The sequence below is a fragment of the Neobacillus drentensis NBRC 102427 genome (assembly GCF_001591445.1).
In the GTDB taxonomy this organism is placed as follows: Bacteria; Bacillota; Bacilli; order Bacillales; family Cytobacillaceae; genus Neobacillus; species Neobacillus drentensis.
The window spans coordinates 266,510-278,795 of the sequence record NZ_BCUX01000003.1 but is presented as its reverse complement, the minus strand read 5'-3'; the positions used below and the strand labels follow the sequence as shown (position 1 = coordinate 278,795).

10 protein-coding genes are annotated in these 12,286 nt (G+C 38.3%); all 10 read left to right on the top strand.

Annotated elements, in window-relative coordinates; translation table 11 throughout:
- Positions 1 to 44: 44 nt before the first annotated feature.
- The 10 genes from BDR01S_RS01895 to yfmH all read left to right on the top strand — a co-directional run bounded on the left by BDR01S_RS01895 (position 45) and on the right by yfmH (position 12,268).
- Complete coding sequence (locus BDR01S_RS01895) at positions 45 to 800, top strand: ClpP family protease (RefSeq protein WP_066252777.1); 756 nt, start codon at positions 45 to 47, stop codon at positions 798 to 800.
- Positions 797 to 1,033 (top strand): YlzJ-like family protein, encoded by a 237-nt coding sequence (locus tag BDR01S_RS01890; protein ID WP_066252778.1) that lies wholly within the window; start codon positions 797 to 799, stop codon positions 1,031 to 1,033. The genes BDR01S_RS01895 and BDR01S_RS01890 overlap by 4 nt, the downstream gene beginning before the upstream one ends.
- Positions 1,034 to 1,164: 131 nt before the next feature.
- Complete coding sequence (locus BDR01S_RS01885) at positions 1,165 to 3,510, top strand: DNA translocase FtsK (protein ID WP_066252779.1); 2,346 nt, start codon at positions 1,165 to 1,167, stop codon at positions 3,508 to 3,510.
- 351 nt (positions 3,511 to 3,861) lie between these two features.
- Positions 3,862 to 4,587 (top strand): GntR family transcriptional regulator, encoded by a 726-nt coding sequence (locus tag BDR01S_RS01880; protein WP_066252781.1) that lies wholly within the window; start codon positions 3,862 to 3,864, stop codon positions 4,585 to 4,587.
- A gap of 87 nt (positions 4,588 to 4,674) precedes the next feature.
- Positions 4,675 to 5,757 (top strand): BMP family lipoprotein, encoded by a 1,083-nt coding sequence (locus BDR01S_RS01875; RefSeq protein ID WP_066252782.1) that lies wholly within the window; start codon positions 4,675 to 4,677, stop codon positions 5,755 to 5,757.
- 210 nt (positions 5,758 to 5,967) lie between these two features.
- A complete protein-coding gene (locus tag BDR01S_RS01870; RefSeq protein ID WP_066252784.1) occupies positions 5,968 to 7,503 on the top strand; it encodes an ABC transporter ATP-binding protein in 1,536 nt (511 codons plus the stop codon).
- Complete coding sequence (locus BDR01S_RS01865) at positions 7,496 to 8,542, top strand: ABC transporter permease (protein WP_066252786.1); 1,047 nt, start codon at positions 7,496 to 7,498, stop codon at positions 8,540 to 8,542. Before BDR01S_RS01870 ends, BDR01S_RS01865 begins: the two co-directional genes overlap by 8 nt.
- A gap of 1 nt (position 8,543) precedes the next feature.
- On the top strand, positions 8,544 to 9,503 hold the full coding sequence (locus BDR01S_RS01860) for an ABC transporter permease (RefSeq protein ID WP_066252788.1): 960 nt from the start codon (positions 8,544 to 8,546) through the stop codon (positions 9,501 to 9,503).
- A gap of 191 nt (positions 9,504 to 9,694) precedes the next feature.
- Positions 9,695 to 10,975 carry an EF-P 5-aminopentanol modification-associated protein YfmF gene (gene yfmF / locus BDR01S_RS01855; protein WP_066252790.1) on the top strand — a complete coding sequence of 427 codons (1,281 nt, stop codon included), beginning with the start codon at positions 9,695 to 9,697 and terminating at the stop codon, positions 10,973 to 10,975.
- Positions 10,976 to 12,268 carry an EF-P 5-aminopentanol modification-associated protein YfmH gene (yfmH, locus tag BDR01S_RS01850; protein ID WP_066252792.1) on the top strand — a complete coding sequence of 431 codons (1,293 nt, stop codon included), beginning with the start codon at positions 10,976 to 10,978 and terminating at the stop codon, positions 12,266 to 12,268.
- Positions 12,269 to 12,286: the final 18 nt, after the last annotated feature.

The window sequence follows — 12,286 nt, the reverse complement described above, 5'->3', positions numbered from 1 at the left end:
TTAGGTAAATACTAACCTATATCATGCTTGAAGGGAGTATTAGGATGAATAACGATTTACATAAAAATGAATCTGAAAACCAAGAAGGCGGGGAGCCTCAAAAAGAGGATAAACCCTCTTCAACTTTGATGGAAAAAATTCAGCAGCTAGGACAAACCAATGTACCACAGCTTTCAACAGACTCTAAAATTCATTGTTTGACCATAATTGGACAAATCGAAGGACATTTAGCCCTTCCACCACAAAATAAAACGACAAAATATGAACATTTAATTCCACAACTAGTTGCAATAGAACAAAATCCAAAAATCGAAGGAGTCCTTATTATATTAAATACGGTTGGCGGTGATGTTGAGGCTGGTTTAGCAATATCTGAAATGCTGGCCACACTATCTAAGCCAACTGTTTCGATTGTATTAGGAGGAGGCCATTCAATAGGGGTGCCGATTGCCGTTTCCTGTGACTATTCATTTATTGCGGAAACCGCCACAATGACCATCCATCCAATCCGACTGACAGGACTTGTGATTGGAGTTCCGGCAACCTTTGAATATATGGATAAAATGCAAGATCGAGTTGTTAACTTTGTAACAAAGCATTCCAAAATTACGGAAGAAACCTTTAAAGACCTAATGTTTGCAAAGGGGAATTTAACAAGAGACATTGGAACGAATGTCATTGGGGTGGATGCCGTAAAAACAGGGCTAATTGATGAGGTAGGCGGACTAGGCAAGGCAATGAAAAAGTTAAATGAATTGATGGAACTTCATAAGGAAAAGAATGAGGGGTTAGTTCAATGATTCTTTATACGATGATGCCGCCTGAACTAATTTTTCCATATGAGGCCGATTCACCTAGTAATCAACAAATGGTAAGCTATCAAGGCATACCACTCTTAGTAGAGATGTTGGATGGGCAAAATGTTCAAGTTGTCCGGATTCTGAGCACTGACCCACAGCATTATATGGACAATCAAATATGCCCGGGTGCAAAAATTTCTTTCGCGAACCTAGAAGGATTGTCCGCATTGTAATAGTAGATTATGGTATAATCAGGTATGATACAAGAGCAGCCACCCTAGGCTGCTTCTTCCTTTTTTACCCTTTTATCTTGAATTAATAGATAAGAAATTAATATACCATAACAAAATAACAAGGTGATTAAATGGCAAAGAAAAAAAGACGACAACCAAAAAAGAGAGATAACCATCTCAAAAAGACCGTACAATTCGAATTATCCGCACTGGCTCTTTTAGCTATAGCGATCATCTCGATAGCAAAACTCGGTGCAGTAGGCAAGGTAACCGTTATTTTCTTCCGTTTTTGGATGGGAGAATGGTATATGCTTAGTTTAATTGGGCTAATTGTATTAAGCATTTATTTGATGTGGAAACGAACAATTCCTTTTTTCTTCCATATAAAATTGGTTGGAAGTTATTTTATTATTTCGGCTATTCTACTTTTAAGCCATGTAACCCTATTTCATTTGCTGACCAATGATGGGGAATTTAAAGATCCTAGTGTGATCGGAAATACATGGGAATTGTTCATGATGGAACTTAGAGGTGAAACAAGCACAACCGATCTTGGCGGGGGGATGCTAGGGGCAATTTTATTTGCCTTATTCCATTATTTATTTGCCGAAACAGGTACGAAAATTATTGCATTTATTTTTATTTTAATTGGAATTATTTTGCTTACAGGTAAATCATTTGGGGATTTCATTGGGAAAATCATGATTGTAATGGCTGATTTTTCAAGAAGTCAGTGGGATGCCTTTAAAATGGACATGACAGACTGGAAACAAAAACAACAGGAGCGAAAAGCAGAAAAAATAGCTCAGAAGAGACAAGCGCAGGAAACCCGTGAACAAAATCAGCATGTCTTAAATGTAGAAACACCATTCCTTCAGGAGGAAATCATAACAACGGAACCTATTATTTCTAGTTTTGCTGATAGAGCAAATGTAGAAGAAGTAGTGAACGATTACCATCCTAGTGAGGAAACAAAGGCAAACGGAACCCATGAAGAGAATGATGATCCGATTCCGCCCATCACCTTTACTGAGGTGGAAAATACCTCCTATGAGCTGCCGCCGCTTCGATTGCTTAAGCTACCCAAGAAAACAGATCAAAGCGGGGAGTATGAACTAATCCATGCGAATGCGGCAAAACTAGAAAGGACCTTCCAGAGTTTTGGTGTGAAAGCGCGTGTTACACAAGTACATTTAGGACCAGCTGTTACAAAATATGAGGTTCATCCTGATGTCGGGGTTAAGGTTAGTAAAATTGTCAGTTTAAGCGATGACTTAGCCTTAGCACTAGCTGCTAAGGGTATCCGAATTGAAGCTCCAATTCCAGGTAAATCTGCCATAGGAATTGAAGTTCCTAATACTGAAGTGGCCATGGTTTCCCTTCGGGAGGTACTTGAAGCTACGCAAAATGACAAGCCAGATTCAAAGCTTCTTATTGCCTTAGGTAGGGATATTACAGGTGAAGCCGTGTTAGCTGAATTAAATAAAATGCCCCATTTACTGGTTGCAGGTGCAACGGGAAGTGGGAAAAGTGTTTGTATAAACGGTATAATCACAAGTATTTTAATGCGAGCAAAGCCTCATGAAGTAAAATTAATGATGATTGACCCTAAAATGGTTGAATTGAATGTCTATAACGGTATTCCACACTTATTAGCGCCAGTTGTAACGAATCCCAAAAAAGCCTCACAAGCTCTGCAAAAGGTAGTAAGTGAAATGGAAAGGCGTTACGAATTGTTCTCCCATACAGGAACCCGTAATATTGAGGGCTATAATGACCATGTTAGAAGGCATAATTTAGAGGAAAACGATAAGCAGCCTTTGCTGCCATATATCGTTGTTATCGTCGATGAGTTAGCTGACTTAATGATGGTCGCCTCTTCAGATGTGGAAGATGCGATTACCCGTCTCGCCCAAATGGCGCGTGCTGCAGGAATTCATTTAATTATTGCAACGCAACGTCCATCTGTTGATGTTATTACAGGTGTAATTAAAGCCAATATTCCATCTAGAATTGCCTTTGCGGTGTCAAGTGCCACTGATTCAAGAACAATATTAGACATGGGTGGTGCTGAAAAACTATTGGGAAGAGGGGATATGTTATTCCTTCCGGTTGGAGAGGCCAAACCAGTTCGTGTGCAAGGAGCTTTCCTATCAGATCAAGAGGTCGAGGACACGGTTGAATTTGTTATTTCACAACAGAAAGCGCAATACCAGGAAGATATGATTCCTGATGATATCCCTGAAGTATCAGGTGTGGTTGATGATGATATATATGATGAGGCAGTTGGGCTAATTATTGAAATGCAAACAGCATCAGTTTCCATGTTACAAAGACGGTTCCGAATAGGCTATACAAGAGCAGCAAGGTTAATTGATGAAATGGAAGCACGCGGGATTGTTGGTCCATATGAGGGCAGTAAGCCACGAGCTGTTCTCCAATCGAAACCTAAAGATAAAGAAGAACAAAGTTCATAATTAAATAGAAAGTAGTAATCTCTTTCAAAACCTTTATTATGTTAATGCGGAAAATACATAATAGAGGTTTTTTTCATGATAATAATAGAAGTAGGAGTTATTATGAACATTTAGAACTTGGTACTAAATGTTCATAATAAAAATATAAATGTGTTAGGAATTCCATCGAATTTCCCATTTTCAAATGGTTGGAAGTACCTAGCTTTATTTGTGACAACACCATTCATCCTATCTCATCAAATTTTTTTAATATCTATTTATTTATCTCAAAAAACATGTTAAGATAAATTTCGATTAGTAGAAATGATATCAGATGTCTGATGTCTAAGGAATAAGGCTGGAGGAAGCAGCATGTCTATAAAATCCGATAACCGGCATTTATACTTACAAGTAATCGATCGGTTAAAGCAAGATATTGCAACAGGGGTATATAAAGAAAAAGAGAAGTTACCTTCTGAGTTTGATCTTGCTAAACAGCTTGGTGTGAGCAGGGCAACTCTTCGGGAAGCATTACGTATTCTTGAAGAAGAAAACGTTATCATTCGGCGCCATGGTGTTGGAACCTTTGTTAACGTTAAGCCATTGTTTACGTCGGGGATTGAACAACTTAACAGTGTCACTGCCATGATAAAACAAGCTGGAATGATACCAGGAACAATTTTCCTTAGATCATCAACGCAAGGTCCGACCGAAGAGGATATTCGTCGTTTCTCATGTTCTACTAGTGAGGAGATTTTCGTGATGGAGAGGGTCAGAACCGCAAATGGAGAACCAGTCGTCTACTGTATCGACAAGGTGCCCGAACGAATTTTGCCGGAAACCTTTTCCCATACAGAAGAATCTATTTTCCGTATTTTGGATGAGGAGGCAAACCGAAAAATTACATACGCGGTTGCCCAAATCGAGCCAATTGGCTATCATGAAAAAATCTCCCCAATTCTAGAATGCGACCCGGAAACTGCTTTGTTAGTATTAAAACAAATGCATTTCGATGAAATGGATGAACCCATTCTTTTTTCGGTAAATTATTTTAAAGCGGACAAGTTTAGTTTTCATGTCTTAAGGAAAAGAATATAATTTTTTTTATCCATAATGGAAACGCAAACAATCTTGCAACAAAACCATTTTTACTAAATCAAACAATATTCATAGGGGGTCAATACCATGAAAAAGCGTAAAATTGGAATGGCATTATCACTAGTTCTAGCTGCAGGTACACTTTTAGGCGCTTGTGGGAAAAGTGATAACACAACCAAGGAACCAGCTAAGAGTGGAGAAAAGAAAACTGATTTCTCTGTAGCAATGGTTACTGATGTTGGTGGTGTTGATGACAAATCATTTAACCAATCTGCTTGGGAAGGTCTTCAAAAATTCGGTAAAGATAATGGTATGACAAAAGGTAAAGGCGGATATGATTACCTTCAATCAAAATCTGATGCTGATTATTCGACAAACTTAAATACTCTTGCACGCCAAAACTTTGACTTAGTATACGGAATTGGTTTCTTAATGCAAGCTGCAGTTGAAGAGATTGCGAAACAACAAAAGGATTCAAAATTTGCAATCATTGATGCAGAGGTTAAACAACCAAACGTTGCGAGTGTTCTTTTCAAAGAGCAAGAAGCGGCATTCCTTGCTGGTGTAGCAGCTGCCCTCCAAACAAAATCAAACCATATCGGCTTCATTGGTGGTATGGAAATTCCAGTAATTGAGCGCTTTGAATCTGGTTTCTTAGCAGGTGTTAAAGCTGCAAAACCAGAAGTAAAAGTGGATGTTCAATACTCAGGTGCATTTGATAAAGCAGAACTTGGACAAAATATTGCTTCTAAAATGTATTCCTCTGGTGCGGACGTAATTTTCCATGCTGCAGGTGGTACTGGTAATGGTCTATTCAAAGAAGCTACTGACAGAAAAGCAAAAGATCCTAGTAAAGAAATTTGGGCAATCGGCGTAGACCGTGACCAAAATGACATGGGTCCAGATGTTGTTCTTACTTCAGCATTAAAACGTGTAGACGTAGCAGTGCAGGATCTATCTAAAAAAGCAATGGATGGTAAATTCCCTGGTGGAGAAGTTGCATTATACGGATTATCTGAAGATGGAGTTGGCGTAGCCCCAATTAACGCTAAAGCAGATAAAAAAGCTGATATTGAAGCTGCCATTAAAGACTGGGTTGAAAAGATTAAATCAGGTGCAGTAAAAGTTCCAGGAACTCGTGATGAATTAAAGAATTTTAGTGCAAAATAATTTTTGTGAGGAATAAGCAGGATATACATCTTGCTTATTCCTTCCTAATGAATCTTAACTGAAGGGTAGTATAGAAGAAATATTCTACTTTTCATTTAAGATTTTAATGGGGAGGAAATCCCTGTTTTTTTTAAACATCGGAAAGGTCTGACCTCTTACTACTGTTGGTCAATTTTTCCTTTTACCTTATCACAGGGAGTGAGAAAAAGAATGGAATATGTAATTGAAATGCTCAACATCCGTAAAGAGTTTAATGGCTTCGTTGCGAATGATAACATAACCCTCCAATTAAAAAAGGGTGAAATTCATGCCTTGCTTGGCGAAAATGGTGCTGGAAAATCCACCTTGATGAATGTTCTCTTCGGTTTATACCAACCGGAACAAGGTGAAATACGTGTAAAAGGCAAACCGGTTAACATTTCAAACCCTAATATTGCTAACGACCTCGGTATTGGAATGGTCCATCAGCATTTTATGTTGGTTGATACATTTACAGTTACCGAAAATATTATTCTTGGAAGAGAGATTACATCTGCCGGGAAAATCGATATTAAAAAGGCCGAGCAACAGGTTAGAGAAATTTCGGAGCGTTATGGATTAGCAGTTGACCCACAAGCGAAAATTTCCGATATTTCCGTAGGAATGCAGCAACGTGTCGAGATTTTAAAAACACTGTATCGCGGTGCCGAAATTCTTATTTTTGACGAGCCTTCAGCTGTACTAACACCACAAGAAATAAAAGAATTAATCCAAATTATGAAAACGCTTATTAAAGAAGGTAAATCTATTATTCTAATAACCCATAAACTGAAAGAGATTATGGAAGTTTCTGACCGCTGTACCGTTATTCGTAAAGGTAAAGGGATTGGAACTGTTAACGTAAGCGAAACAAATCCTAATGAGCTTGCAAGCTTAATGGTTGGACGTGAGGTTGTCTTTAAAACAGATAAAAAGGAAGGGACTCCCAAACAAGAAGTACTTGAAATCAAGGATTTAGTCGTTAAAGACCCACGTGGTGTTACAGTTGTAAATGGCCTGAATCTAACTGTCCGTGCCGGAGAGATTGTCGGCATCGCAGGAGTCGATGGGAATGGTCAATCTGAATTTATTGAAGCAATTACAGGTTTACGCAAGGCTGAAAGCGGCAGTGTAAAATTAAATGGCAAAGAATTGGTCAATCATACACCAAGGCAAATTACTGATTCAGGCGTTGCCCATATTCCACAAGACCGACACAAGCATGGGTTAGTTTTAAACTTCCCAATTGGCGAGAATATGGTTTTACAGACTTATAATAAGAGGCCATTCTCAAAGAACGGAATCTTAAACTTTAGTGAAATTTATAAGAAAGCAAAAACGCTTATAAGTGAGTTTGATGTTCGGACCCCAAGTGAATACACTTTGGCACGTGCTCTCTCTGGTGGTAATCAACAAAAGGCCATTATTGGACGTGAAATAGATCGGAACCCTGACTTATTGATTGCGGCTCAGCCAACGCGCGGTTTGGATGTTGGAGCAATTGAATTCATTCATAAACGCTTAATTGAGCAACGCGACCATGGGAAAGGAGTCTTGCTTGTCTCCTTTGAATTGGATGAAATTATGAATGTTAGTGACCGTATTGCCGTTATATATGAAGGGAGAATCGTAGCTATTGTTAATCCAAAGGAAACGACGGAGCAGGAACTTGGATTATTGATGGCTGGATCGAATAGAAAGGAAGCAGGTGAACAATCACATGTCTAAGCGGTTTAAAAGTATTTTAACTCCAATCATTGCTGTTTTATTAGGCATCATTGTTGGAACAATTATCATGTTAGTAAGCGGGTACAATCCAGTTGCTGCCTTTACAGCACTATGGAATGGAGCATTTGGAGAAGTCTATTATCTTGGGGAAGTAGTCAGGCAGTTTACCCCATATATTTTAGCCGGATTAGCTGTTGCCTTTGCATTTCGTGTAGGTTTATTTAATATCGGGGTTGAGGGGCAATTCTTAGTAGGCTGGCTTGCTGCAGTATGGGTAGGGGTAGCTTTTGACCTGCCACGTGTGATTCATTTACCACTTGCGATCTTAGCAGCTATAGTTGCAGGTGCGCTTTGGGCATTCATTCCAGGTCTATTAAAAGCTCGTTTTCGTGTTCATGAAGTAATTGTAACCATTATGATGAACTATGTTGCCTTACATGTTTCAAACTATCTTATTCGTAATGTAATTACAAATCACGGGGATAATTCGGGCCCTATTCATAAATCTGCAACATTGCGGTCTCCTTGGTTAGAAAGTATAACAGATTATTCAAGACTTCACTGGGGCATACTTCTTGCAATTATATCTTGTTTTATTATGTGGTTCTTATTAGAAAGAACAACAAGAGGATTTGAATTAAGATCTGTAGGATTTAACCAACATGCCGCTCAATATGCAGGGATGAATGTTAATAAAAATATTATCCTATCAATGGTCATTTCCGGAGCATTTGCTGGCTTAGCAGGTGCAATGGAAGGGCTGGGTACTTTTGAATATGCAGCAGTTAAGGGTGGATTTTCCGGCGTTGGTTTCGACGGAATTGCTGTTGCATTACTAGGCGGTAATACTGCTTTGGGTGTCTTTTTCTCAGCGATACTATTTGGTGTTCTAAAAGTGGGAGCATTAAACATGCCGCTTGAAGCTGGGGTACCAAATGAATTAGTAGATATCATCATTGCTTTAATTGTCTTCTTTGTTGCATCAAGTTATTTCATTAGAGTATTTCTTGACCGAATCAGTAAGAAGGAGGTGAAGTAAGTTGAGTTTAATGGATATCTTAATCATTCTTGTTCCATCCACATTATTATGGGCTGCTCCTCTTGTCTTCACTGCATTAGGCGGTATTTTCTCGGAACGTTCCGGGGTAGTAAATATTGGACTTGAAGGTTTAATGGTCATTGGGGCATTTTCAGCGATCGTGTTTAACTTATTTACATTTGATACATTTGGAAGTGCCACGCCATGGATTGCACTATTAATAGCAATGGCTGCTGGAGCATTATTTTCGATGTTACACGCGGTTGCGGCAATTACATTCCGTGCAGACCATACGGTTTCCGGTGTTGCCATCAACTTATTGGCAACAGGTCTTACCCTGTTTCTTGTAAAACTTATTTTTGATAAAGGTGAAACGGGAATTATCAGTAAGGGGTTTAGCAAAATTGATATTCCTATTTTAAAAGATATTCCTGTCATTGGTAAAATTTTCTTCCAAAATACGTACTGGACATCGTTCCTTGCTATCCTTGTTGCTATTATTGTTTGGTTTATTGTTGCTAAAACACCATTTGGACTCCGCCTCCGCTCAGTCGGTGAACATCCGATGGCAGCAGACACGATGGGGATTAATGTAACGAAAATGCGTTATTATGGCGTCATCCTTTCTGGAGCACTTGGTGGACTTGGTGGCGGAGTATATGCACAATCGATTACATCTAACTTCAGCCACTCGACAATCAGTGGTCAAGGGTTCATGGCGTTAGCTGCAATGATCTTCGGTAAATGGCATCCGCTTGGCTCACTTGGTGCGGCAATATTCTTTGGTTTTGCACAAAGTATTAGTATCATTGGCTCAAGTTTACCGTTCTTAAAGGAAATTCCTAATGTATACTTGTTAATTGCTCCATATGTATTAACAATATTAGCTTTAACTGGATTCATCGGTCGTGCCGATGCACCAAAAGCGAGTGGAACCCACTATATCAAAGGTAATCGCTAATAGTGTTATAAACGAACCCCTGATTAATTTCAGGGGTTGTTTTTGTGAAAACAAAGTTTAATTACTTGTAATGAACAAGCCTGCCAAATTATAGTAATAATACGTATAGGTTTTTTTACAAAGGAAAAGATATAAAGAAAAATGTTTACATATTGTTAAGTATCACCTTGAACCGTTAAGGAGGAATGTAAATGGCCACTGTTACAGAAAAAATAACACCGCTTAAAGGATATAACCTGCACATTATACCAACAGAAAAATATAAAACGAATACCCTGATATGGAAGATGAAAGCACCACTAACAAAGCAAGATGTAACCAAACGTGCGCTTCTTCCGCAGGTATTGCAAAGCAGTTCCGCAAAGTATCCTACAACTACGGCACTTCGGTCGTATCTCGATGAGTTATATGGTGCCACCTTTTTTGTGGATCTCTCAAAAAAAGGCGAATACCATATCATGAGTTTTTCCATCGAAATTGCTAATGAAAAATTCCTAAGTGACCCAAGTCCATTATTAAAAAAAGGATTTGAATTGTTAGCCGAAATATTAACCAATCCAAATATTAAAGGTAATGCGTTTGACCAAGATACTGTAGGTAAAGAGAAGCGGACACAAAAACAAAGGATCCAATCAGTTTTCGATGATAAAATGCGTTACTCGAATGTCCGACTAATTCAAGAAATGTGTAATGGTGAACCCTATGCCTTAGAAGTAAACGGCGATTCAGCAGAGGTTGAGGCTATTACAGCTGAGAATCTCTATGAATATTATAAGAGCGCCTTCTTAAATGATGAAATGGATTTATTTATCATCGGCGATGTAAATGAAGAAGAGGTAAAGAGTTACGCTTCTGAACTATTACATTTTGAGGACAGAAAATCGAAAAAATTAGGAGCACAGGAAATAAACAGAGCTAATGATGTAAAAGAAATAAAAGAAGAACAAGACGTAAAACAAGGGAAATTAAATATTGGCTATCGAACAAATATTGTCTACGGGGACCCAGATTATTTTGCCTTGCAAGTATTTAATGGGATATTTGGCGGGTTTTCACATTCCAAGCTATTTATTAATGTCCGAGAAAAAGCTAGTCTTGCTTATTATGCAGCGAGCCGTCTTGAAAGTCACAAAGGCTTGATGATGGTTATGTCAGGAATTGATCTAAAGAATTATGACCAGGCAGTAGGAATTATTCATGAACAATTAGAAGCAATGAAAAATGGTGATTTCACAGACCAAGAGTTAGAACAAACAAAGGCAGTAATTCAAAATCAAATCCTTGAAACAATTGACACATCCAGAGGGTTGACGGAAATTCTCTATCATAATGTGGTGGCTGCCACAAATATTAACTTGGATACATGGCTCGAAGAAATGCAGAAAGTAACGAAAGAAGAAATTGTCGAGGTTGCGAAGAAAATTCAAATGGATACCATATACTTCTTAACTGGAACGGAGGCGGGCAAATAAATGGAGAAAATATCGTTTGACCAGCTTCAGGAAGAGCTATTTCATGAAAAATTATCCAATGGACTTAATGTATATATATTGCCGAAAAAGGGATTTAATAAAACCTTTGCAACTTTTACGACGAAATATGGATCGGTTGATAATACATTTGTTCCATTAGGAAAAAACGAGTATGTAAAAGTCCCGGATGGGATTGCTCACTTTTTAGAGCATAAGCTTTTTGAAAAGGAAGACGGTGATGTATTCCAGCAATTTAGCCGTCAAGGGGCATCAGCAAATGCTTTTACTTCCTTTACACGGACTGCCTATTTATTTTCAAGTACGTCAGATGTAGAAAAAAATCTTGAAACACTTATTGATTTTGTTCAGGAGCCTTATTTTTCTGAAAAAACGGTAGAAAAAGAAAAAGGGATTATTGGGCAAGAAATCACCATGTATGATGATAATGCGGATTGGCGTTTGTATTTTGGGCTCATTCAAAATCTTTATCAGAATCACCCGGTTAAGATCGATATCGCGGGAACAATCGAGTCAATTTCACATATTACAAAAGACTGGCTATATGAATGCTATAACACCTTTTATCATCCGAGTAACATGCTTTTATTTATTGTCGGCCCTGTGGACCCTGAAAGCTTTATGAATCAAGTTAAAGAAAATCAAGCCAAAAAGGATTACAAGGATATGCCTGAAATTAAACGCAAATTTGAAACGGAACCTGCTCAGGCGGCCGAAATGAAACAAGTTCTTGAAATGAATGTGCAAACGTCCAAATGCTTACTAGGTATTAAAGCACTTCATGTCGACCAAACGGGCGACGAATTGCTTAAGAATGAATTAACAATGAATATACTACTCGATCTATTGTTTGGAAAAAGCTCAGAAAATTATAATCAGCTCTATAATGAAGGATTAATTGATGAAACATTTTCCTTTGATTACACGCAGGAACAAGGCTTTGGGTTTGCAATGATTGGCGGGGATACAGGGGAACCAGATAAGCTCGCTGAAACGCTTGCGGGGATGCTTTTAAAAGCTAAAAGTAAAGCAATCTTTAATGAAGAGCAATTGGAACGAGCGAAGAGAAAGAAGATAGGTGGATTTTTACGGGCGGTCAATTCACCTGAATATATTGCCAATCAATTTACTCGTTATGCCTTTAATGATATGAACCTGTTTGATGTGGTTCCAACACTTGAAAAAATCACCTTAAACGATGTACAATCATTAGCATCCGAGGTAATTTCAGAAGAACGCTTTTCAGTATGTCAAGTAATTCCGAAGAAAAAATAACAAACGTGGAAGCGTCGT